The sequence below is a fragment of the Pseudarthrobacter sp. SSS035 genome (assembly GCF_023273875.1).
GTDB lineage: Bacteria > Actinomycetota > Actinomycetes > Actinomycetales > Micrococcaceae > Arthrobacter.
This window is the reverse complement of record NZ_CP096882.1, coordinates 4,681,630-4,703,513: the sequence shown is the minus strand read 5'-3', so window position 1 is coordinate 4,703,513 and position 21,884 is coordinate 4,681,630. Positions and strand designations below refer to the sequence as shown.

General features: G+C 61.1%; 22 protein-coding genes and 1 pseudogene. 6 read left to right on the top strand and 17 right to left on the bottom strand.

Features of this window, described 5'->3' with window-relative positions; genetic code table 11:
* Window positions 1-4 precede the first annotated feature (4 nt).
* From MUN23_RS21875 to MUN23_RS21850, 6 genes and pseudogenes are all read left to right on the top strand, one after another.
* Window positions 5-1,597 carry a thiamine pyrophosphate-binding protein gene (locus MUN23_RS21875; protein WP_248761125.1) on the top strand — a complete coding sequence of 531 codons (1,593 nt, stop codon included), beginning with the start codon at window positions 5-7 and terminating at the stop codon, window positions 1,595-1,597.
* Entirely contained in the window at window positions 1,594-3,045 is a 1,452-nt protein-coding gene (locus MUN23_RS21870) for an aldehyde dehydrogenase family protein (RefSeq protein ID WP_248761124.1), read from the top strand. Before MUN23_RS21875 ends, MUN23_RS21870 begins: the two co-directional genes overlap by 4 nt.
* The gene (gene dapC / locus MUN23_RS21865) at window positions 3,042-4,199 is read left to right on the top strand and encodes a succinyldiaminopimelate transaminase (protein ID WP_248761122.1); all 1,158 of its coding nucleotides are present in this window, start codon (window positions 3,042-3,044) and stop codon (window positions 4,197-4,199) included. Before MUN23_RS21870 ends, dapC begins: the two co-directional genes overlap by 4 nt.
* Complete coding sequence (gene solA, locus MUN23_RS21860; protein ID WP_248761120.1) at window positions 4,196-5,350, top strand: N-methyl-L-tryptophan oxidase; 1,155 nt, start codon at window positions 4,196-4,198, stop codon at window positions 5,348-5,350. The genes dapC and solA overlap by 4 nt, the downstream gene beginning before the upstream one ends.
* 107 nt (window positions 5,351-5,457) lie before the next feature.
* Window positions 5,458-6,417 (top strand): dihydrodipicolinate synthase family protein, encoded by a 960-nt coding sequence (locus MUN23_RS21855; protein ID WP_248761119.1) that lies wholly within the window; start codon window positions 5,458-5,460, stop codon window positions 6,415-6,417.
* A 204-nt stretch (window positions 6,418-6,621) separates the two neighbouring features.
* Window positions 6,622-7,248: pseudogene (locus MUN23_RS21850) on the top strand (IS1380 family transposase); the annotation flags it as partial.
* 80 nt (window positions 7,249-7,328) lie between these two features.
* Here MUN23_RS21850 and MUN23_RS23715 read toward each other — a convergent pair.
* The 17 genes from MUN23_RS23715 to MUN23_RS21770 form a co-directional block, all read right to left on the bottom strand.
* Entirely contained in the window at window positions 7,329-7,838 is a 510-nt protein-coding gene (locus MUN23_RS23715; protein ID WP_371875950.1) for a tyrosine-type recombinase/integrase, read from the bottom strand.
* Window positions 7,796-8,551 (bottom strand): SemiSWEET family sugar transporter, encoded by a 756-nt coding sequence (locus tag MUN23_RS21840; RefSeq protein WP_248761117.1) that lies wholly within the window; start codon window positions 8,549-8,551, stop codon window positions 7,796-7,798. Before MUN23_RS21840 ends, MUN23_RS23715 begins: the two co-directional genes overlap by 43 nt.
* 444 nt (window positions 8,552-8,995) lie before the next feature.
* A complete protein-coding gene (locus MUN23_RS21835; RefSeq protein WP_248761116.1) occupies window positions 8,996-9,523 on the bottom strand; it encodes a formaldehyde-activating enzyme in 528 nt (175 codons plus the stop codon).
* A 36-nt stretch (window positions 9,524-9,559) separates the two neighbouring features.
* Entirely contained in the window at window positions 9,560-10,054 is a 495-nt protein-coding gene (locus MUN23_RS21830) for an MFS transporter (protein WP_248761115.1), read from the bottom strand.
* Window positions 10,015-10,749: an MFS transporter gene (locus tag MUN23_RS21825; RefSeq protein WP_256468754.1), complete on the bottom strand. Its 735-nt coding sequence runs from the start codon at window positions 10,747-10,749 to the stop codon at window positions 10,015-10,017. The genes MUN23_RS21830 and MUN23_RS21825 overlap by 40 nt, the downstream gene beginning before the upstream one ends.
* Window positions 10,749-10,943: a hypothetical protein gene (locus MUN23_RS21820; protein WP_248761114.1), complete on the bottom strand. Its 195-nt coding sequence runs from the start codon at window positions 10,941-10,943 to the stop codon at window positions 10,749-10,751. Before MUN23_RS21820 ends, MUN23_RS21825 begins: the two co-directional genes overlap by 1 nt.
* On the bottom strand, window positions 10,940-12,448 hold the full coding sequence (locus MUN23_RS21815; RefSeq protein WP_248761112.1) for an NAD-dependent succinate-semialdehyde dehydrogenase: 1,509 nt from the start codon (window positions 12,446-12,448) through the stop codon (window positions 10,940-10,942). Before MUN23_RS21815 ends, MUN23_RS21820 begins: the two co-directional genes overlap by 4 nt.
* Window positions 12,449-12,503: 55 nt before the next feature.
* Window positions 12,504-13,319, bottom strand: coding sequence for an IclR family transcriptional regulator (locus MUN23_RS21810; RefSeq protein WP_248761110.1), 816 nt, complete (start codon window positions 13,317-13,319; stop codon window positions 12,504-12,506).
* A 36-nt stretch (window positions 13,320-13,355) separates the two neighbouring features.
* Window positions 13,356-13,481 (bottom strand): hypothetical protein, encoded by a 126-nt coding sequence (locus MUN23_RS23525; protein ID WP_256468669.1) that lies wholly within the window; start codon window positions 13,479-13,481, stop codon window positions 13,356-13,358.
* Window positions 13,482-13,865: 384 nt separating this feature from the next.
* On the bottom strand, window positions 13,866-15,068 hold the full coding sequence (locus tag MUN23_RS21805; RefSeq protein WP_248761109.1) for an MFS transporter: 1,203 nt from the start codon (window positions 15,066-15,068) through the stop codon (window positions 13,866-13,868).
* 45 nt (window positions 15,069-15,113) lie between these two features.
* A complete protein-coding gene (locus MUN23_RS21800) occupies window positions 15,114-15,980 on the bottom strand; it encodes a 3-hydroxyacyl-CoA dehydrogenase family protein (protein ID WP_248761108.1) in 867 nt (288 codons plus the stop codon).
* Window positions 15,977-16,708, bottom strand: coding sequence for an enoyl-CoA hydratase/isomerase family protein (locus MUN23_RS21795; protein WP_248761107.1), 732 nt, complete (start codon window positions 16,706-16,708; stop codon window positions 15,977-15,979). Before MUN23_RS21795 ends, MUN23_RS21800 begins: the two co-directional genes overlap by 4 nt.
* Window positions 16,709-17,893, bottom strand: coding sequence for an acetyl-CoA C-acyltransferase (locus MUN23_RS21790; protein ID WP_248761106.1), 1,185 nt, complete (start codon window positions 17,891-17,893; stop codon window positions 16,709-16,711).
* 4 nt (window positions 17,894-17,897) lie between these two features.
* Complete coding sequence (locus MUN23_RS21785) at window positions 17,898-18,662, bottom strand: SDR family oxidoreductase (RefSeq protein ID WP_248761105.1); 765 nt, start codon at window positions 18,660-18,662, stop codon at window positions 17,898-17,900.
* Window positions 18,659-19,474 carry an acyl-CoA dehydrogenase family protein gene (locus MUN23_RS21780; RefSeq protein ID WP_248761104.1) on the bottom strand — a complete coding sequence of 272 codons (816 nt, stop codon included), beginning with the start codon at window positions 19,472-19,474 and terminating at the stop codon, window positions 18,659-18,661. Before MUN23_RS21780 ends, MUN23_RS21785 begins: the two co-directional genes overlap by 4 nt.
* Window positions 19,471-20,718 carry a CaiB/BaiF CoA-transferase family protein gene (locus tag MUN23_RS21775; protein WP_248761103.1) on the bottom strand — a complete coding sequence of 416 codons (1,248 nt, stop codon included), beginning with the start codon at window positions 20,716-20,718 and terminating at the stop codon, window positions 19,471-19,473. The genes MUN23_RS21780 and MUN23_RS21775 overlap by 4 nt, the downstream gene beginning before the upstream one ends.
* A complete protein-coding gene (locus MUN23_RS21770) occupies window positions 20,715-21,878 on the bottom strand; it encodes an acyl-CoA dehydrogenase family protein (protein WP_248761102.1) in 1,164 nt (387 codons plus the stop codon). The genes MUN23_RS21775 and MUN23_RS21770 overlap by 4 nt, the downstream gene beginning before the upstream one ends.
* Between the last annotated feature and the right edge of the window lie 6 nt (window positions 21,879-21,884).

The window sequence follows — 21,884 nt, the reverse complement described above, 5'->3', positions numbered from 1 at the left end:
GCACATGGCACTCATGACCGGCGGCGAGGCTGTTGCGCGCAGCCTCGCCGCACACGGTACCGACGTAGTTTTCGGGATACCGGGTAATCACAATCTGCCCATCTACGAACATCTCGCGAGCAATAACATCAGACATTTTTTGTCGCGACATGAGCAGGGCTGCGGTTTTGCCGCAGATGGGTTCGCGCGGGTTTCGGGAAGGCCGGGCGTCGCTTTGGTCACGGCCGGACCCGCGGTGCTCAACACTCTTGCCGCGTTGAGCCAGTCGTATGCCGATTCGATCCCCGTGCTGATGGTTTCTCCCGGGATGCCGCTTCGACACCCCCACGGTAGTACGGGCCATCTTCACGAGGTCAAGGATCAGCAGGCAGCGGTCGACGCCGTCGTCGCGGTTAGCCATCGAGTGAGCTCCGTTGACGAGATTGGTGACGCCATCACGCAGGCCTTCGCCGACATGACCGCGGGCAGGCCCCGGCCAGTACATGTAGAAATCCCGATCGATGTCCTCGATGAGGTGGCCGACACTGAGGTCGGACTGCCGTTGGCAACATCGGTCGTCAGCGCCCCGGTAGGTCAGCTCAAACGAGCTGCCGTTGCGCTCGCTGAATGTTCTCGACCTGGAATTGTCGTGGGCGGAGGGGCACGTGCAGCCTCGGCCGAAGTACTTCGACTGGCCGAAAAACTCGGAGCCGCCGTGGTCACTACAACCAACGGCAAGGGAATAATTCCCGAAGATCACCCCTTGTCGCTCGGCGCAGGAGCCCACCTGCACACTGTTGCCGAATGGGCTCGCTCTCGAGACGTCCTCATCGCAGTGGGCACAGATTTCGGATCATCCGACCTGTGGAACGGTGGCTGGACCCTCGACGGGACGCTCGTGAGAATCGACATTGATCCGCGCCAGATCGGTGTCAACGTACGCCCTGACGTTTCCCTGGTCAGCGACGCGACGACTGCATTGCGCTCACTTCTGGATCTGCTCGGGGCTTCGAGCCATGGTGATGGCGGCAAGCGTGAATCCGCTTCCTGGGTCTCGCGGGTGCATGAAGAGGCAGCGCTTGAGGGAGCGCTTTGGGAGCACGAGATGAAAGCCATCGCAGCGGTACTGGACCGCGATGCCATCGTCGCTGGCGATTCTGCTGCCGCCTGTTACTACGGGCTGCGGGCAAACTTGCCGCTCCACACCCCCGGTGCTTTTCTTTACCCGACAGGAAGCGGAACGCTTGGGTATGGACTGCCGGCGGCCATTGGTGCGAAGGTTGCAATGCCTGAGCGCCAAGTAGTGGCCGTAATGGGAGACGGTGGCGTCATGTTCACCCTTCCTGAACTGGCGGCGGCAGCGGCTGAGGGTTTGGCCCTCCCGCTCATCGTTATCGACAACGGCGGATATGGCCAGATTCGCACGAACATGGGTCTTCGTGGCTATGAACCGCTCGGCGTCGATTTGCCCTCTCCGGACTTCGCTGCGGCGGGCAGGGCTCTCGGATGCCACGGAATCACGATCGAAAGTCCTGAGCGACTCTCCGAAGAGCTCGCCAAAGCCTTTGTGGCCGACCGTCCGACGGTCCTGCATGTCCGCGAAGGTGGTTCAGCATGAGCAGGCCGGAATGGATCCGGGACACAATCTTCGTTGGGGGTGCCTGGACCGCGCCGCGAGGCGAGATCTGCCGGGTTGAAAATCCAGCGACCGAGCAGATCATCGGCACCATCCGCACAGCCACGGCCGAAGATGCGGCCGAGGCGGTCGGAGCTGCGAAGCGTGCCTACGGACCATGGAGTTGTACCACTCCGCAGCACCGCAGTGTCGTGCTTCGGGACCTGTCAACCGCATTGCGCGAGCGGACAGACCTGCTGGTGGAAACTCTGGTCGCAGAAGTGGGGGCCCCAGCTGATATAGCGCTCTCTTCTCACCTGGGACAAGCGCTCGCGGTGCTGGATCAATACGCCGAACTTTTGCTGACATTCTCCTTCAGGGAGGACGTGCGACATACACGTGTCTTAAGAGAAGCCGCCGGTGTGGTCGCCGCGATAACGCCGTGGAACTATCCGCTCTATCAGCTGATGGCGAAGGTGGCGCCGGCCTTGGCGGCCGGGTGCCCGGTTGTCGCCAAGCCGGCCGAGCTGACCCCGCTTTCTGCCTTCATCCTCGCCGACGCCTTCGAGGAGATCGGCCTCCCGTCGGGAGTGTTCAACCTCGTTCCTGGGCCCGGTGCGGAGGTCGGCGAGTTGCTCTCGAGCCATCCTGATGTTGACGTCGTCTCCTTCACCGGATCTGTTGGAGTAGGTCGTAGGGTGGCTTCGGCTTCTGCCGCCACAGTGAAACGTGTCTGCCTCGAACTGGGTGGCAAGTCCGCCAGTGTGGTGCTGCCCGATGCGGACCTTGAACGCGCAGTGTCGGCCACCGTCGAGAACGTCATGTTCAACAGCGGACAAACCTGTGCCGCATGGACGCGTCTGTTGGTTCCTCAACAGCAACTCGAGGCAACACTCGAGATCGCCGCATCCGTCGCAAACAATCTCGTTGTCGGCGATCCCCTCGCCGCCGGTACTGACCTTGGTCCCGTGATCTCATCGGCCCAACGCGATTCTGTGCTGGCCTTCATCGAAGATGCGGTCGCCGATGGTGGCACCGTCATAGCGGGCGGTTCGCAACGCCCAGATGGACTCTCATCGGGGCACTACATCCGTCCGACTGTCATCGCAGGGCTTCCGCCTCAATCGCGGATCGCTCAGGAAGAAGTCTTTGGGCCTGTCCTCGTGGTTCTACCCTACGACGATGTCGACGACGCCATCTCCATTGCAAATGCGACGTCTTACGGGCTGGGCGGTGCGGTCTGGGGCACCGATGTGGACGAAGCATTTGCAGTTGCGCAGCGTCTTCGTACCGGTCGTGTTGACATCAACGGGGCGGATTGGAATCCCGCGGCGCCCTTTGGTGGCTACAAACAGTCCGGAAACGGACGCGAAATGGGGCGTTGGGGAATGGACGAGTTCCTTGAAGTCAAAGCCGTGCAAATTCCAGTCCTGAAGGTTGAGGAATCATGAGAACGACCGAACCACGTTGGTCGGCAACTACTGCTGATCGCCTGTTCCCCGAGTTCCCCTGGAACCGGCTTGCGCCGCTGTGGGAATTAGCTCAAAAGCATCCCGATGGCACCATCGACCTGTCCATGGGGGCACCGGTCGACCCGACCCCACGCGTCATTCGCGATGCGTTGATAGGTGCTGTTGATGCGCCCGGATACCCCTCGACAGAGGGTTCTGTCACATTGCGGGCCGCTGTGGTGAACTACCTCGCTCGACGGGGCGGCATTCGCTGCCTGACGCCGGAAATGGTGCTGCCGACCATTGGATCGAAGGAAGTGATTTCTCAGCTGCCCGCTTTCCTGGGCCTCGGTAAGGACGACGTGATCGCTATACCCGATCTCGGCTACCCCACATACGAAATCGGGGCTTTGGCCACACAATCTCAGATTGTGCGCTACCTCGATCCGTGCGAGGTTGACACCACAGGTGTCGCAATGCTTTGGCTAACCTCGCCTAGCAATCCCGAGGGACGAATACTCGGCAGCGCGGATCTTCGCCACATCCTGTCGCGCGCCCGCAGCACGGGCACGCTGGTAGTAAGCGACGAGTGCTACCTCGAGTTCGGCTGGACACAGGAACCGGTCTCGATCTTGCACCCCGACGTATGTGACGACGATTCTTCAGGAATCCTGATCTGCAGCTCCTTGTCGAAACGATCCAATCTTGCCGGCTACCGCGCGGGATTTCTCGCCGGAGACCAGGCGCTGCTCGCGAAGTTGCTCGAATATCGCAAGCATATGGGCCAAATGGTGCCCTCGCCCGTACAAGCGGCCATGATCGCCGCTTTGGATGACGACGAACATGTCGCAGAGCAGCGTGAACGGTACTTGAGCAGGCGCCTTGCCCTGCGACCCGCCCTCGAAGCGGCAGGGTTCGTCATCGACCACTCCGACGGCGGCCTCTATTTCTGGGTCCGCCGCGAAGGTGAGGACTGCTGGCAGATAGCCGAGTGGTTGGCGCACCGCGGCGTGATCGGTGTACCGGGCGAGATCTACGGAGACTCCGGACGGCAACACGTCCGACTAACAATCACGGTTGACGATCACGACGTGGCAGAGGCCGTTTCCAGGCTGAAACTCGGATGCAGCGATCAAAAGGATGACAAGCAATGACTGAACGATACGACGCAATTGTCGTCGGTCTTGGGATCATGGGTAGCGCCGCCACCTACCACCTGGCCAAGCGCGGGCAGCGTGTTCTGGGCATCGACACCTTCCCCGAAGGGCATGACCAGGGGTCTTCCCACGGCCACCACCGTCTGATCCGACGCTCACATGCGAACCCCCAGTTCAGACCACTCGTGGACCGAGCGTTCGAACTATGGCGCACGCTCGAAGACGAATCCAGCCAAAAGATTATGAGTCTTATCGGCGAAGTCTCCATGAATCACGAGGCGGCGCTCAACTCGGCCGGCTGGCTGGGCATAGGTGCGGAGGCTGAGAACCATTTAGAGCCGCTTGATGAGGATGAGTTGCGTCAGCAGTTCTCGGGTTTTCGCCTTCAACCTGGCATGACTGCAACCTATGAACGCGAAGCAGGATACGTGCTACCCGAACCAGCGATGTCAGCGCTCCTCCGAGTCGCCGAACGGAACGGCGCGGTCATCCACCGGCCAGAAGAAGTCACGCACTGGAGCGCCGACGGCGATGGCGTTCGAGTCGAAACCACACATGGCTCGTACAAGGCTGGCCGGCTGGTGATCACGGCCGGACCGTGGGCAGCCGAGCAACTTCGGGGACTTGGCCTGCCCCTGCAGGTTGTTCGAATCGTCAATGCCTACTACCGGCCCGAACGACCAGACCTTTGGACGGCTGAGAAGGGCGCACCAAACTTCACCATGAACGTCCCCGAAGGCGAATACTACGGAATGCCTTCAATTGCAGGCCAAGGACTCAAGATCGGTCGTCACGACCTTGGCGAACCCACGACAGCTCGCACAATCGGTCGCGAAGTCGGTAGCGACGAGGTTGAGCATCTGCGTCGAATACTTGATACCTACATGCCGGGAGCAAGTGGCCCCTGCGAGTTGGCTATTACCTGTATGTACACGATGACTCCCGATGAGAATTACATCGTCGAGCGTCATCCTTTCCATTCGCAAGTGGCCTACGCCTGCGGCTTCTCTGGTACCGGTTTCAAGTTCGGCCCCGTGATTGGCGAAATTCTCGCCGACTTGATCACCGACGTGCCAATGACATCTGACAGCTCGATGTTCTCCTCGGCGCGGTTTACCAAAAAAGACAACAAGCAAGGAGTCACGTAGACAATGGCGGTACTCGCAGGCAAGACCGCCGTGGTCACTGGCGGTACTCAAGCCACCATATCCAACCCGTTCTACACACCGCCCGTCGCGCTTTGGAGGACCATCTAATGGCGAAACTTTCGTTACACGGTATCGTTCCTCCGGTCGTCACGCCACTGACACACAACATGCAGGTCGACGTCGCGTCGTTGCGCCGTGTCGTGCGCCACCTTATCGACGGAGGGGTGCATGGACTTTTCATTCTCGGGTCCTCCAGCGAAGTCGAATTTCTCGACGAGACCCGACGTGCAACAGTGATTCAGACCGTTGTTGACGAAGCCGCCGGCCGCGTGCCGGTGATCGCAGGTGTCATCGATACCGCCACCGACCGATCTGTTCAGCACGCCCGGCAGGCGCGCGAGCTCGGTGCGGACGGCCTCGTATTGACTGCGCCGTTCTACACGCGCACGGCGCAGTCGGAAATCATCGATCACTTCTGTTATGTCCGCGATGCGGTCGATCTGCCATTGATCGCATACGACATTCCGTCTCGCGTGAACATCAAGCTTGAACGGGAGACCCTGCTGTCGCTCTACAAACGTAAGGCGATTGTGGGCCTCAAGGACAGCAGCGGCGACGACGCGAATATGCGCATGGTCATGCGCGATTTCGCGCAGCACCCAGACTTTGCAATCCTCACCGGATCGGAGATAACCGTTGACTATGCCCTCCTCGGCGGCGCTCATGGGGCGGTGCCCGGCCTCGCGAACGTGGATCCGGCGGGTTATGTGCGCCTGTACGATGCCGCCAAAAATGGCGACTGGGACGCGGCACGCGCGGAGCAGCAACGGCTCATCGAACTATTCGAAATCGAGTTCCAAGGCGTCCCGATCACAGGCAGCAATGCGTCCGGCATCGGAGGCTTCAAGACCGCCATGCAGATGATGGGCCTAATCTCCCATCGCCACATGAATCGTCCTAACGCCGTGCTCTCCGATGCGCAGGCGCGAAAGGTGCGCGCGATCGTCGAAAAGAGCGGATTGCCGACCGTGGTAGTGCCCCAACGGTCTCAAGTGAGCCACTTGTAGGATGATGATTTGTCGCGCCGCTGAATCGCCGTAAGCGTTCGTCGTGGCTGGCCTGGGGCAGGCTGGCAGGGTGATGCTGGTTCTCCTGACCGGGTGTGATTCTTGAATCGACCGACCTTTTTGGGTGTCTTTCCCGGGATCTGCGGCCGTATGGTTTTGCTAAGAACCTGTACGTTAATGCGGCGGGCCCGCATAGCGGGGTCCGGTTACAAGAAGCAGGGCTCCGGCTACGGCTACTCCGGGGGTCCGGGGCCTGAACGCGCTGCTGGCCGCCGTCAGCACGAAGGACACGGCGCCGGTCATTGTCGCCCAGCGGCTGCGGAAAGGGCTCCGCCGGTTCGCCCGCGGCGCGGCTGGTCGCCGACGCCCTGGCCACCCTCAAACGCGTCCGTGGCGGGGCCGCCGGCACGGTACTGCTGCGCGCGGACTCCGCGTTCTACGGGCACGCCACCGTCAATGCCGCTGCCAAAGCCGGCGCCGAGGTTTCAGTCACTGCCCGCATGGACCCGGCCATCAGGAAGGCCCACGCGGGAATCGGGGAGGTCGCGTGGACGCCGATCCAGTACACCGATGCCGTCTTCGACGAAGCCGCGGACCGTTGGATCTCCGCCGCCTAGTCGCCGAAACACCGTTCACCGCGCTCAGTTCCCGGAAAAAGGGCGAACGCGTCACCGGGCGCCTGGTTGTCCGCAGGATCCCGGACCTGAACCCTCGCGCCGGTGACGGACAGCCGACGATCTTCCAGACGTACCGGTCCCACGCGTTTTTCATCACCGGAGCCCTGGACACCGTGGCCGCCGTAAGACCCACCGCGGGCACGCGATCATCGATTATCTTGATGTCCTGGTTATGCCGATGTTCACGCAACGGTGCCGGTCAGGGCCATCCCCGGTGTGAATAGTTCGGCATAACTAAAGGCTCTCGAGGAAGGTGAGCAGTTGGCCGGTAGGGGCATAGCGTTGGTGGGATGTGCCGGGAGGTGAGAGTCGATTCAGGGCCCGTTCCTTCATCCCCAGGTCGGCGTGGAGGTATGCCTGGGTCGATTGGTGGATTCGTCCCCGAGCCAGAGCGCGATGGTGGTGATATCGATTCCGGCATCGAGCATCCGAATTGCGGTGGTGTGCCGCGGCGTGTGGGGCGTGATGTTCTTGGTGCCCAGACTCGGGCAGAGCTTCGCCGCCGTGGAGGCGGAGCCTGGCGGCGACCGCGTCGCGACTGATGGGTCGTGTGCCGCCTTGCCTGGTGAAGAGCGCACTGTCGGGCTGATTGTCACCGTTTTGCGCGACCCATAGGCGCAGGGCCGCTGCAGTGGGTCGGTCCAGAGGCGTGATGCGGTCTTTGCGCCCTTTGCCGTGGCAAAGCAGATGCGCCGGCCGGTTCAGCTGCAGGTCTTGATATGCCAACGAAACCCCGGGGTCCACAGCGAGCCCTTCGGTGGATCAGGGCTTAGACCAGGGTTAGGCGGGGACGATGTTGGTGCGACGGTCGTTGTCGGGCGGCGAGCTCGAGTATTCAGCTGCTTTCCGCTCTTGTCGGTACCCCCTGTGGAGGCCGGCGCGGCAGCCAGGTATCCGAGGACGGTGACAGCGGCGATGAGAATGAGTGGCAAGACGGAGGTGACGAGCGCGATTTCACCTCGCGGCAACGCATATGTGAGCCAGGTCAATTGGCAGAACAGGTAAAGGAGGACACCGCCGAACGACAAGCCCGGCGGACGCCCGAAGCGACGTATCTGAAGGAGCTGCACCATCCATCCGACGAAGCTCGGCAGGATCGTGATCACGCCGAAGAGTACGGGAACAGGTGCCGCCAATAGAGCAACGGCCGCGATCACGAGCGGTGCCGTCAGCTGGGCGGGAACGTTCCGGCCGTTTGCGCGCGCGATGAGAACGATCACGAATGCGGACACGGTCGCCGATACGGTGTTCGGTATGACAACCGGGATCTGCTCCGTTATGCATCCATACACCGCCCATGCCGCGTTGGCTGTCAGCAGCGCCCGCCATGGCAGAATCGAGAGTCCGGACACGTTCCTGCGTCGCAGGAGTGCAATGGCCTGTGGAAGAGCCAACACGGACGACAGCACGCACCCGATCCACCCTGACCACGTGGAAATCTCAATCCACCATGACATTAATATTCCTGTCGAAAATCTATTGTTCCTGATCCGCGGCGAGCGAAGGGATGTCATTTCGGATCACGCTTACGACGCTTGCCCTCGCCACTTCGGGAATACACACCGCGCTAATGGGCGGCTAATCCTCGGTACGCACGAGGCGAAATGTCAGCTGCCTACCGCGGTAGAACGGATGCTTGACGGTGCCAAGCTGCTCGACAAGCGCGCCACGAACCTGCTTCGAGCAGTCTTGGACCGCCTCGAAAAAGGCGTACGTCGTTCCTTCGGACAACAGCTTCGCTGGCCATCCAGCGGAAGTACCTCAAACAATTCATCAGTCAATACGTGTTAATGAAGTTTCGCACCACGGCACCTGCAGCGTGGCGACATTCCAACCGTGGGGCTTTGGAACCCCATCCGGCACCGGGTCCTTAATCCGGACCCGGCGCCAGCTAGGCAGTATTACTGGCCTGAGTAGAAGGGGTGTGTGATGAGATCGCGTTGTTTGACGAGCTCCTGCCGTTCGCCCTCGGAACGGCCGAGTATTGCTTCCCGGACCGCACGACCGGTAGCGATCCGGGAGTTCTTGCGTGCCTCGGTTTCGTCGTCGGCTTTGGGGTCTATCCACAGGGAGACTAGGACGATGGTTTCCTGATCGGGGGCAAGCAGGCTGTCGGCGACGGCGTCAAGGACACCCTGGGCGATGCCGACTTGGGCCGCGCCGAATATCAAGGTCTCCTGAAAATCCGTGTCCGGCTTGGACTTGTTTAGTATCACGGTGGGCGGATTAAGCGTCACGTACGATTTCTGGTCCGGTCCCAGGCTTGCCAGAATCGGCGTGAAGCCCGGGGCCGGGGACGTGAACGCGGTGGTTATTGAAGCCGCGGTGGGGCTTCCCCGTCGGGCAAGAAGGACATTTACGTGTATGCCGTTTGGGGCCTCCCCTCCCCATCCCTGGGCGAGCCTGCCGTCGATGTTCTCCGATGTCACTTTGTACTCCTTGGGTATCTAGATGTCTCTAACAGCTTAGGGGCGGCTGACTGCGGGCTCACGGCGTACTTTTCGGTCTGTCCCTTGGGGGCTGCCGGTTTCGGTGAGCTCTTTGCCGGCGGTTTCAGGGGCCATGAAGAAGGCCGTGACCCCTCCTATGAGGCATACCGCCGCCAGGCCAAACAGGACCACGTTCAAGCCAAAGCTTGCGAGCACGATCGGCAGAAGGAACGTTCCGGTGGCGGCCCCGACGCGGGACATTGCTGCGGCGAAGCCCATGCCGGAGGTGCGGACTGAGGTGGGGAACACTTCCAGCGGGTAGACCCCGCACAGGATGCTCATGATTCCGTAGAAAAACAGGTAGCCGAAGAAAGCTGTGACCGTTACACCGACGGACATGTCCAGCACCTTGTTCAGGGCGACCAGAACCAGGAAGACGCAGGTGGCGAACATGGGAACGATGAGGATGAGGCGGCGTCCGACCCGATCGATCAGGAGCCAGCCCACGGCGGCCCCACCAAGGCCACGCATGTCCCAATCAGTGCCCCGATAATGGGGTTTTCCAAGCCGATTACAGCCAGAACTTCAGACTGGAAGAACACGAGGGCGAAGTAGGGAATGACGATGCAGATCCAAAAGACGGAGCAGAAGATGGTGCGGCCGACGTAGTCCTTCGTGAAGAGCGTCGTCCAGCGCGTTTTTTCCGGTTCTTCCCGGGCGAAGGAGGATATCGCCAGGGACTGGGGCATCTTCGCGAGGATCGCCTGCGCTTCGGCGACGCGGCCCTTGCCCAGCAGCCAACGCGGGGATTCAGGGAGGTTGTGCCGGAGCAGGAGGATGATCAGGGAAGGGATAGCGGGACTGGCCAGAATGAAGTGCCAGGCCTGTGGGAATGCGTGCAGAACCAGGTATCCGATCAGGAAGGACACGACGTATCCGACATTCCACAGGATTTCCAGAATGCTGAGATAGTTTCCGCGGCTTCGGGCCGGCGTGAATTCGCCCAGCAGTGGCGACCCGATGGCATAGTCGCCACCGATCGCCATACCCAGCACGATGCCCAGGGCCACGATCTGCCAGGCATCGGTAACGGCCAACATCAACAGTGAGCAGACCAAGAACGTGCAGATGTCCACAAAGAACATCGGCTTCCGTCCGAAGATGTCGGTGAGGTACCCGATGACCGGCCCGCCGACGACGGTGCCGACAAGTGTCGCGGAGGAAATCAGGCCAAGATGAGCGGTGACACACCGAGGTCGCTGGTGAAAGTTCCTCCGGCGATGACCGCGGCGATGGCTGCAAAGACGTACCCGTCCAGGAACATGCCGCCTCCGGTGGCCGCCGTGAGCCGGCGCAAAAAGACGCCGGATTGACGCTGGCTTGGCTGGGCTTGGGACATGAGGTTCGTTTCAGAGCTCACAGTGCTGCTCCTTCATTCCGGGCCGACGGCACCGTCAGATCGAGGGCGAAGTATTTGGTTTCGAGGTATTCCTCGATGCCGAGGTGGCCGCCTTCACGGCCAAGCCCGGAGGCCTTGATTCCCCCGAAGGGGGCTCCGGCCTCTGAAACCAGTCCCCGGTTGATCCCGATCATGCCTGCTTCCAAGCGCTCGGCGACGGTGAACGCCCGGGCACCATCACCGGTGTAAACGAACGCTGCCAAGCCGTAGGGGGTGTCATTGGCGAGCCTGATGGCCTCCTCGTCACTTTCGACGACGGTTATGGGTGCAACCGGTCCGAAGATTTCCTCGTGATTGATTCTGGCGTCCGATGGGACATCTGCCAGCACGGTCGGCGCGTAGAAGTATCCCTCACCCTCGATCAGGGATCCGCCGCAAAGTGCACGTGCGCCCCTTTGCACTGCGTCGGCGACGAGTTCATGCACTTTGTCGCGTTGGCGGGCGTCGATAAGCGGACCGACGCCGACACCGGCGATGGTGCCTTCGCCGACTTTGAGGGCAGCTGTCCGGTCGGCGAGTTCAGCCGTGAACCGGTCGGCGACGTTTTTGTGGACGATGAACCGGTTTGCGGCCACGCATGATTGTCCGCCGTTTCGGAACTTGGCAATCATCGCCCCGTCAACGGCAGCGTCAACGTCAGCGTCGTGGAGGACGAGGAACGGTCCGTTTCCCCCGAGCTCCATGGAGGACTTCAGGACATGGTCGGCCGCCTGGCGGAGGAGCACGGATCCAACAGTGGTGGATCCGGTGAAGCTGACCTTGCGCAGCCTGGCATCATTCATGAGGGCCTTGGATTGGCCGCCGGCGTCGTTGGTGGGGATGAGATTGACCACGCCGTCCGGGACACCGACGTCGGCAAGGATCTCGACGAGGAGGGCAGCCGTCAGGGGGGTCTGCGCTGCAGGCTTGAGGATGACGGTGCATCCGGCCGCCAATGCTGCACCGATTTTCCGGGTGCCCATGGCGAGCGGAAAATTCCAGGGTGTGATGAGAAGGCTCGGCCCGACGGGGACCTTTGTTGTCACGACACGGAACGCCCCGGACGGCGAGGGGCCGTAGTCTCCGTGCACGTGGGCCGTTTGCTCGGCAAACCAGCGGAGGAATTCGGCGCCGTAATCGACTTCGGCCAGAGACTCTGCCAGCGGCCTTCCCATTTCGGCCGTGATGACAGCTGCAATCTCATGGCGCTTGGCCTGAACCGCGTAGAACGCGGCGAGCAGAATGGCCGCCCGTTCCCGCGGGCTGGTGAGGCCCCATGTCTGCTGTGCCTGGGCTGCGGCAGCGAGGGCTTCTTCGGCATCGGTTGTGTCGGCGTCTGAGACCGTGGCGATGACCTTTCCGGTGGCCGGGTCGGCCACATCGAACAACCTCCCTCCGTTTGATTGGCGCCAGGCCCCGTTGATGAAAAGGCTGGTTGGAACGGCCACGCCAGCAACGGTGTCGCGGCTGTTTGTACTTTTACTCATGAACTTCTTTCCGGTGAGTGGTCTAGGGACGGCGGCGTCCCGGGTGTTTCCTGGATCAGTGGCTGATCCGGCTTGATAGCTCGCGGGCATAGCGGGTGGCGATGCCGGCAAGGTGCCTTTGGCGTGGTTCGGGAATGATTGGCATGGGCAGGCACACGGTGATGGCGGCCAGGGCATGCCCCGTCGCATCAAGAACCGGTACAGCCACGCAGCTGAGGTTGGCCGCGGATTCCTGCGATTCACTGGCCCAGCCGCGGGCTCTTGCAGCTTTTAGCTGGGTCAGAATCACGCTTCGGTCGGTAATGGTCCACTCAGTCAATGCAGCCAGGGGTCCCTCCAAGGCGTTTTTCACCGTCTCCTCCTGGCTGAACGCCAACAAGGCTTTGCCCGTCGCCGAGGCGTGGACCGGCAGGCGGCGTCCCAGGCGTGTGGCGAGCCTGACGGACCGGCTGCTGTCGATAAAAGCTATGAAGGTGACGTCGGGCGGAGTAAGAACCGCCAGCTGCACCGTTTCGTCCAGCTCCTCTTGCATGCGCCCGATTACTGAGTAGAACAGCCCGATGATTTCGCCGTGGTTGGGAACCCGGGCATTGCCGTACCGGGCCAATGCCGGGCCGAGGATGAATCCGTCGTTGTCGCGTTGCGTGATCCCTAGCATGCCCAGCGTCCTCAACAACCGGTGCACCGTCGTTTTCGGAAGACCGGTGGCGGAGACGACCTCCGCCAGACGCATGCGGCTGCCGGAGTCGGCCAGCAAATCGATGACGGCGAAGGCCTGGACGACCGAGGGCACCGCCAGACCACCGGAACCCTCCCGGGAAACCATCTCCGCTGCCTCGCCGGCAGACAATGTTTCTGATGACACGGTCATGCTGTTCCTTTTCATTGCGCAGTTGACGCCACCTCATCACGAGGCGGTGGAAATACCCGCGAGTTCTTCGTCGAAAATGATGACACCGCGATTCAGCTTTCCTGCCCGCAGATCAGCGAAGGCAGCGTTGATTTCATCCAGTTCGTATGTCTGCGTGATCATTCGGTCCAGCGGAAGTGGTGCGGGGTTGCGTCCGGATTGCGGATGGGCATCAGAGGCGCAGACACCTGAGGCTGCGAACCGAACCAACACCTCTCCGATCTTCGGCTCATCGAATTCGAGCCGTGTGCTTCAAAGGACTGGTTGATTCCAGGCAGCAACGCTGCTGCTATTTGCACGATGTTGATCCTTCAGCGAATTAGACCTGCAGTCATTCTTGTATCTGTGAACGCGTTTACAGGGTTCAATCAGTTGGCCATGCACTCCAAGGTAGCGTCAACACCATTTTGGAATCTGATCCACCCGCGGAACAGGCTCATGGGACTGCTGAAGGTTTGGTTGACCATTTAACCTGCCCATAGCTCATGGCCCTGTTTTCAGTTGGCACTATTGGCCCCGTTTTCGGTTGGCGTTAACAGGAAGGGCCTGATTGTCGGACGTAGGCATTCTAATCGTGGCGATTGTGGCTAAGGTCAGCAGAAGAGCCGCAGCAGCGAACATCATGGGTCGACCCAGGTTCGAATAGAGCCATGTCCCAGCAACTCCGGATGCTGCAATGACGATGTACTCGCGAATATTCCAGGCGACAGCGGCATGACCCCGGAGCGATATTGGTGCTGCGTTCTGGGCTTCAGCGACGATGAGTGGCCAGATGCCGGTCAGAGACATCGACGCGAGAAACATGGCCACAACGAAATAGACGGGTGCCCCGGAGAGCGCCAAAACCGGGCAGGCGACGAGTCCGGTGATTAATGAAGCCAGCACTGTCTTCCGGCTCCCGAACGCGCGCGTTGAGAAGCGGGCGGCGATAGTGCCTGCAATCTTGCTCAGTGCGATACAGCCCATCGCCGCTCCGACCGCGAACGGGGAAAACGAGAACGTATCGAGGAGGGTGAGCGGCGCCAACAGCGACACAACCGCGAGTGCCGAGACGATGAGAAGATCCTGAACTTGAAGGGTCAGGCCGTGCGTGATGATTCTCCAGCTGATGATCGCGCGGCCAGCGGCATCGACAATCGACCACCGCTTCGGCCACCACACCAGAAAAGCAGTTGCGGAGGCGGCAACACCCAGACCAAGACTGACCCGCCCGGCGAGAAGCGATTCGGTGCCGATGGCTTCCAATACAGCAACGAACGCTCCGGTCAAGGCTGCACCGATGAACACGCCTGCCGTATACAGGGCGTACTGGGACAGGTACGCCGAATGGTTTCCGGCCGATTGAGAGTTGATTGAGAGCAGAACTTGACTGCAGACCCAGAAAATTCCTTCTCCCATACCGACCAGAATCATGCCGATAGCGAGTGCCAAAGTCGCTGTAGAGACCGTGAGGGTCACGCTTCCGATCACCAGGACGAAGATCGCACCCGACAGAGTGGCCGCAGCCGAACCCAATCGATTTCGGACGGGAGCGGTGACGAAAGCACCGAGAGCAGTGCCGAGGGGCAGCAGGGCGAGCAGAAAGCCCATGTAAGAGGATGGGGACGCTGAAGCGTTCACAAGGAGTGGCAGCCCGACGACAGCGTTGCTGGAGCAGAACCCGGCAAGCAGGGCGATGCATAGGAACTGGGTGGGAAGTTTTGTGGTCATGGCGTCACCGGGCATTCGCTCTATAGGCGTCCATGCCTCGTCCGATCATGCTCCGTCGGGCCAGGTGTAGAAACCGTTACCGGTCTTGCGTCCCAGTCGACCTTCCTTCACCATCAGGCGCAAGAGTGCCGGCGGCTCAAACCGGCCACCCAGCGTCGTAGCGAGATACTCGGCGATGCCGAGCCGAACATCCAGGCCCACAATGTCAGTCAACTTGAGTGGTCCTATCGGATGCTGGTAGCCGAGCACCATGGCGGCATCGATGTCCTCCGGCGAGGCGACGCCTTCCTCCACCATGCGGATCGCCTCTAGTCCCAGTACCAGACCGAGCCTCGAACTGGCAAAACCCGGCGAGTCTTTGACGACAATTGCGGTCTTCTTCAGACCCGCGACCCAGCCCCGAGCCAGACGAGCCAATTCCGCATCGCTGACATTGGATACGACTATCTCGACCAGGCGTGAAGATGGCACAGGGTTGAAGAAATGCATGCCGCAGAAGCGGTCGGGACGTGCCAACCCGCTCGCGAGTAGGTCGATGGAGATCGACGACGTATTACTGGCCAGCCACGCCGTTTCGCTGAGGTTTTGTTCGATCGCCTGCAGGGCCCCGGCCTTCAGTGCGAGGTCTTCCGGAACGGCTTCGATCACGAGCTCTGCCTGCGAGAACGCTGCGTAGTCAGTACCGACGGAAACACGCGCAGCAAGATCCGCCAACGATTCTGTGGTTGCACCCTTGGAAACGCTGGCGCTGAGGGATGCGAGGACGCGATCCCTGGCTGCAGCCGCGGCGGCAGCGTCACGCTCTATGACGATCACCCGTGAGCCCGCAACGCAGAACGCATGCGCGATCCCGGCGCCCATCCTTCCACCGCCGAGTACGCCAACTTCTGTCGGAACCAGAGTCGCTGTCATCGTCTACCTTCCAAAAATGCGGTCATCCGCTCAGTTTTGGCATCAGATTCGAAGAGAATGGCTTGTGCTTCGAGATCGGCGCGCGGATGGGTCTCGCTGTCGCCCGCGAGTACGGCTTTGGTCTTCTGGATCGCAAGAGGGTCGCCTTTCAGAATCTGATCGACGAGAGCATCTGAGGCCGTGCGCAGGTCCTTCGGCTCGTGAAGGCTGATTACCAGGTTCAGGCGCAGCGACTCTTCGGCGTCCAGGATTCGCCCGGCCAGCAGGACCTGCTTGGCGACCGGCTCGCCGACGAGGGCCGGCAGACGCCACAGTGCGCCACCCGCTGCGATGATTCCCAGCTTGGTCTCCGGGTTGCCGAATCGGGCGGAGTGGCTGGCTATGCGAAAGTCAGCGGCGTAGGCAAGTTCTGCCCCGCCGCCGAGCGCATGTCCATCCACCACGGCGATGACCGGCATCGGAAGCTCAGCGATGCGGGTGAATAAATTCGTATTGATGCCGGCGCGGGCATCCGACGCACCCCGTTTGAGAAGTTGGCGGATGTCGGCACCGGCAGCAAAAATCCCGCCCGCACCGGACAAGATAAGAACTCGAGGTTCGCGTTCGAGCGCGTCGCAGACCGCATGGAGTTCCTGCACCGTGTCCCGGTCGATTGCGTTGCGCGCTTCTGGCCGGTTGAGGGTAACGTGCCAGCGGTCGGCGAGCTTCTCAAGGATTATGTTGGACATCTATGCGCGCTCCACTGCAAGTGCTGCCCCTTGTCCGACACCAACACACATGGTTGCCAGACCGCGATGAGCGTCTTCGCGCTCCATCCGGCCGAGCAAGGTGATGAGGATGCGGGTTCCGGACGCCCCGAGCGGATGCCCGAGTGCAATTGCCCCGCCGTCCGCGTTGACAGTTTCGGGATCGAGACCAAGCCGGCGGATGCACGCCAGCGACTGGGTCGCGAAAGCCTCATTGAGTTCGACGGCACCAAGATCCTGCACCGTCAAGCCAAGTCGGTTGAGGAGCTTCCGGGTCGCGGGCACGGGACCGAGCCCCATGATCTCTGGCGCGACACCGGCACTTGCACCTCCCAGAACTCGCGCCCTCGGAGTGAGGCCGTAGCGCTTGACCGCTTGTTCGCTCGCGACCAGGATCGCCGCCGCGCCATCATTGAGCGAGCTGGAGTTTCCTGCGGTGACAACGCCATTGGGTCTGACGACGGAACGCAATCCTGACAGGGTTTTCAGGTTTGAGTCGGGCCGGGGTCCTTCGTCGTGCAGGATGTCGCCGTTGTTTGTCGGAACTGCGACAATCTCACCAGCGAACCGCCCGGCGTCTTGGGCCGCGAGGGCGCGCACGTGGGAGCGCATCGCAAACTCGTCGGCGTCAGCACGAGAGATCCCATCGAGATCGGCAACTTCCTCCGCGGTCTCAGGCATCGTCAGGGTCGCCTTATCGCGCTGAGCCAGGCGGGGATTAACGAAGCGCCAACCGATTGAGGTATCGCTGATCTCGCCTGGCTTAGCGAAAGCACGCTCTGGCTTCGCCTGGACCCAGGGAGCGCGGGTCATTGATTCGACGCCGCCAGCGAGAATGACGTCTGCCTCTCCTGCCTTGATTGCTTGGGCCGCGAACATCACCGATGCGAGGCCGGAAGCGCACAGTTGATTGACGGTGATTCCCGGAATTTCGTCTGGCAGCCCCGCAAGCAGCAAAGCCATGCGAGCAACGTTCCTGTTATCTTCGCCGGCCTGGTTGGCGGCGCCGAAAAGGACCGAGTCAATAGCACCCGTCGGTACACCGCTGCGGGCTACTGTTTCGGCGATAACGAGTGCGGCCAGGTCATCTGGTCGCACGGTGGAGAGCCCTCCGGCAAAGCGGCCGATTGGAGTCCTGGTACCGCCGACTAAGAAAACGTCCGTCATCGTGTCAGCTTCCTGCCGGGTCTTGGCCGTGCATAGTGAGGCCCAGCGAGCGTCCGCCGTCCACTGTGAGCACCCCGCCGGTAATGTAATCCGCTTTCTCGCTCATCAAAAAGGTGACCGCTTCCGCGATCTCTTTCGCTTCGGCGAAGCGGCCCAGCGGAATCATGTCGAGCATTCGTTCGCTCGCCCCACGGGTAGACAGGATGTTGGCAACTGCGGAGTCTGTGGCGACGAATCCCGGTGCGACGGCGTTCACACGTATGCCGTTAGGCCCCCACTCCCGCGCCACTGACTTCGTGAAAGCGAGCATGCCAGCTTTAGCCGCCGCGGAATGCGCAACGCCCGGTGCGCCCGTCCACGCATATGTCGCGATGATGTTGCAGATGGCGCCGCGCTTCTTCTCCGCCATCAACCGTCGGGCGACTGCCGTGCTGAAGTTGAACGTCCCGTAGAGCGATATCTCGACGACAGCACGAAATCCGTTGAGCGATAGATCGACCGTGGGTTTGGCGAAATTTCCGGCCGCGTTGTTGACAACGCCGTCAACCTCCGGGAGGCGATCAATCAGCGCAGCGACCGCGTCGGCGTCGCGCACATCTAGTGCTGCAGTCTCGCACGCCACTCCGAAAGAGGCGATCTCTCGGGAGGCGAGGTCGAGACGACCCTGATCGCGGGCGACCAGCACGACGTTGTGTCCAGCCCGGGCAAATGTTTTTGCAATCTCGAGCCCGATTCCGGATGACCCGCCTGTCACGATAAAGGTGCTCATGCTTCAATCAGGATCTGCTGATCAACCCAGCCGTTCACAAACGTGCTGAGCGCCTTGGTGTGGCGCGCGTATCGCTGTAGTGGAAATTCGAGGGTGTATCCGATCGCACCAAAGACGAGGTGACAGTGGGCCATCACCGCCCAGGTTCGTGAGGAGGCGTATGCGATGGCCGCGATGCCGTGCGCCCCGCTGGCGGCGGAGAGACGAAGCGCTGTGGCAGTCGTTGCGGCATCCGCTATCCGCTGCTGTACTGCCGGAACGTGCGCGAGCGTCTTTCCGAAGATCTGGCGTTCCGCCGCATGGGAGATCGCCATATCGACAGCCCCTATGGCAAGCCCTGCGAAGTATCCAACGACTGCTGCCTCCCAGGCGGCCCGTCTGAGGTCCCCGTCTTCGATGAATTCTTGGTCTGTTGTAGCCTCGACCAGATGCACGCCGAGAGAGTCCGAGAAGTTAACCGGGCTGCTGGCCGTGATGGTCTTGAGCTGATAACCGTTCTTTTCCGGAACGGCAACCGCGCTGCCCACTGCACCGTGCATTGCGAGCCCACTGACAACCGGGCTACCACCCAGCAGCCCCGTCACGTCAAATGGGGTGAGAGCGGCGCGTCCGAGTTCCAGCGCGGCGGCTCCGACGAAGGGGAGGAAGTCTGTATCGCCGACGAGATCCCCCCAACCGAGATCGTGAAGGCCGGCAGTAAGCGCGGGATCCTGGGAGTCGATATGAGCGCCGGGGCGCCACGAATCGCTAGAGTTGATCGTCCCTACGAGTTGGCGCACGGAAGAAGCGAAGGTTTCTACTTCGGTGGTCATTTTGCGTATTCCTCACGCTTGGAAAGTTCTTTTTGCAGTTCAACGTTGTGTTGCCCTAATCGCGGGGCAGGTCGCTTAGTGAGGCTGGGTATCCCATTGATCTTGAAGGGGGTCCCATAAACGTCCACGGATCCGCCACGAGCCTGTTGGTGGCGACGAACCAATCCGTTGGCCTCTACCTGCTCGTCATCGAAGAGTTGCGTCAGGAGGCGAACTTCTCCGGCGGGAACCGCCACGAGGCGGAACTGTTCGATCCAGTGGCTCGCCGATGCTTCACGGAATTGTCTTGCGAATGAGCGGGCTAGTCCGGTACGAATTTCTCGTTCTACATCATTGGCCGGCGGTGATTGTGGGTTAGCGACCCATGGATCCTCCAGGCTTAGCAGCTCCAGTACCTTCTCCCGCTGGGTTATCGTCAGACAGGCGAGGGCGAAGAAGCCGTCGCCTGCTTCGTAGCAGCGGTAGTAAGGTTCAAGTTCGGCGGAACTGCGCACGGACTCGGACACCGCGGTGAGATCGCCGACATTCGCGATTCCGTGGGAATCTACCCCTGGGCGTGGAGCCTTCTCAAGCCTGACGAAGTCCTGGATCTGCGTGAGTAGCGATGCAGAGAGCAGCGAGACTTCGAAATGCCGAGATGTTTGCGATGTCGTGTTGGTCAGGCCCGCAAGCACGCTAATGCATGCGAGAAGCCCGGACGTTATATCGGAAAAAGGAATCCCGCCACTGCGACGCGGAACTTGGTCGCCGGGATCCGCGTCCGCCATGAGCAGGCCGGAATACGCCTGTGCAATCAGGTCGTAACCGACTTGCCCTGACTTCGGGCCATGAGTGCCGAACGCGGATACTACAGCAACAACCGCGGCGCTGTTAATTCCGCGGATCGTTTCGCTGTCGAGCCCAAACAGGGCTGCGCGCTGGTGCGGCATGTTATGAACAACGACGTCTGCCGTTGCAATCAAGCTGTCCGAGAACGCCCGTCCTTCCGCTGTCTTCAAATCGCAGACGACGGATCGCTTCCCCTGATTCAGTGCGTAGAAGCGTGTGCTTTCGTTGTCGCCCAGCGGTTCGTAGTGTCGATAGGCATCCCCAACCGGAGATTCGACTTTGACGACGTCCGCACCGAGACTTGCCAACAGCATCGTGCACAGCGGCCCTGCCACGAACTGGGAATAGTCGATAACCCGAATGCCCTCCAGAGGGCGGTTGTTCCCTGATTCTGCGTTTCTCTCCCTGGATGTCATCGCGGCATACCGAGACCCTGCTGAGCGATCACCTTTCGCTGGACGTCTGATGCACCGCCAGCGATCGTCATAGACACTGAAGCTCGCTGGAAGGCGGCCAAACGACCGTCGCCCAGTGTTGATGGCCCGCGATCGACCAGTCCCTGAGCTCCCAAGACTTCAAGGCTGAGCGCTGCGGCCTTTTCCATGGCGAGCGAGACGGAGAGCTTGCACATCGAGGATTCGCGACTCACGTTCTCGCCGGCGACAATGAGCCGGGTAGCCTCGTGGCCGATTTGTCGACACGCTTCCAGCTCTCCGCGGAGTGCGAGAATCGCTTTGCGCTGCGTGGGGGATGCAAGCTCTTCGAGCCGGTCCACGACCCACATGGCGACGCCGACCTTTTCGCTCGTCACTCGTTCGAAATCGAGCGAACCCATCAAGACCTTCCAGCCGTCATTGACTTCGCCGAGAACGTTGGCCGCAGGAACCTTGACATCGGTGAGGATGACCTCTCCAAACGTCGTGCCTCCTACCGTGTGATGTACATCGACCCGCACCCCGGGGGACCGCATGTCGAGTAGCATCACCGACAGGCCCTTGTGGCGAGGAAGTTCAGGATGGGTCCGAACCGCCAGATACATCCAATCGGCCAGTTCGGCGCTGGAGGTCCAGATCTTGTGCCCGTTTACGACCCAGGAGTCGCCCTCAAGAGTTGCCCGTGTCCGAATCGATGCCAGATCGGAGCCGGCACCGGGCTCAGAAAATCCTTGGCAGAACATGACCTTGCCCGCTGCCATCTGCGGAATGAAGCTGTCTATCATCTCCAGGGTGCCGAATTCGAGAATCGCCTGCCCAATGGTCTTGACGGAAAGCAGGTACCCGCACATGGGGAGCCAGTGGTACCCGAGGCGCTCTTCGATCCGGACGACATCGACCGCATCCATCGCGCGGCCACCTAGGCCGGTAGGCCAGCCGAGTCCGATAATGCCGGCAGCGCCCATTCTTTCGTATGCGTACCGGGAGTCCGTATCAGCGGGGGAGCCATTGAACTGATTCTCTCCACGGTCATTGAGTTCTGCCGACAGTTGACGCGCCCAGTCATCAAGTTCCTTCGGCACGTCTGTGAGCCGGTGTGCTGTATCAATAATGGTCTTCGTCTCCTCGTAGTTGGGGGGCATTGGATT

Bases quoted from the DNA above. Each gene is read 5' to 3' on its own strand.
- MUN23_RS21875 (WP_248761125.1), top strand. From the start codon at position 5: ATGGCACTCATGACCGGCGGCGAGGCTGTTGCGCGCAGCCTCGCCGCA.
- MUN23_RS21870 (WP_248761124.1), top strand. From the start codon at position 1,594: ATGAGCAGGCCGGAATGGATCCGGGACACAATCTTCGTTGGGGGTGCC.
- dapC (WP_248761122.1), top strand. From the start codon at position 3,042: ATGAGAACGACCGAACCACGTTGGTCGGCAACTACTGCTGATCGCCTG.
- solA (WP_248761120.1), top strand. From the start codon at position 4,196: ATGACTGAACGATACGACGCAATTGTCGTCGGTCTTGGGATCATGGGT.
- MUN23_RS21855 (WP_248761119.1), top strand. From the start codon at position 5,458: ATGGCGAAACTTTCGTTACACGGTATCGTTCCTCCGGTCGTCACGCCA.
- MUN23_RS21840 (WP_248761117.1), bottom strand. From the start codon at position 8,551: ATGTCATGGTGGATTGAGATTTCCACGTGGTCAGGGTGGATCGGGTGC.
- MUN23_RS21830 (WP_248761115.1), bottom strand. From the start codon at position 10,054: ATGCGTGGCCTTGGTGGGGCCGCCGTGGGCTGGCTCCTGATCGATCGG.
- MUN23_RS21815 (WP_248761112.1), bottom strand. From the start codon at position 12,448: ATGAGTAAAAGTACAAACAGCCGCGACACCGTTGCTGGCGTGGCCGTT.
- MUN23_RS21810 (WP_248761110.1), bottom strand. From the start codon at position 13,319: ATGACCGTGTCATCAGAAACATTGTCTGCCGGCGAGGCAGCGGAGATG.
- MUN23_RS23525 (WP_256468669.1), bottom strand. From the start codon at position 13,481: ATGATCACGCAGACATACGAACTGGATGAAATCAACGCTGCCTTCGCT.
- MUN23_RS21805 (WP_248761109.1), bottom strand. From the start codon at position 15,068: ATGACCACAAAACTTCCCACCCAGTTCCTATGCATCGCCCTGCTTGCC.
- MUN23_RS21800 (WP_248761108.1), bottom strand. From the start codon at position 15,980: ATGACAGCGACTCTGGTTCCGACAGAAGTTGGCGTACTCGGCGGTGGA.
- MUN23_RS21795 (WP_248761107.1), bottom strand. From the start codon at position 16,708: ATGTCCAACATAATCCTTGAGAAGCTCGCCGACCGCTGGCACGTTACC.
- MUN23_RS21790 (WP_248761106.1), bottom strand. From the start codon at position 17,893: ATGACGGACGTTTTCTTAGTCGGCGGTACCAGGACTCCAATCGGCCGC.
- MUN23_RS21785 (WP_248761105.1), bottom strand. From the start codon at position 18,662: ATGAGCACCTTTATCGTGACAGGCGGGTCATCCGGAATCGGGCTCGAG.
- MUN23_RS21780 (WP_248761104.1), bottom strand. From the start codon at position 19,474: ATGACCACCGAAGTAGAAACCTTCGCTTCTTCCGTGCGCCAACTCGTA.
- MUN23_RS21775 (WP_248761103.1), bottom strand. From the start codon at position 20,718: ATGACATCCAGGGAGAGAAACGCAGAATCAGGGAACAACCGCCCTCTG.
- MUN23_RS21770 (WP_248761102.1), bottom strand. From the start codon at position 21,878: ATGCCCCCCAACTACGAGGAGACGAAGACCATTATTGATACAGCACAC.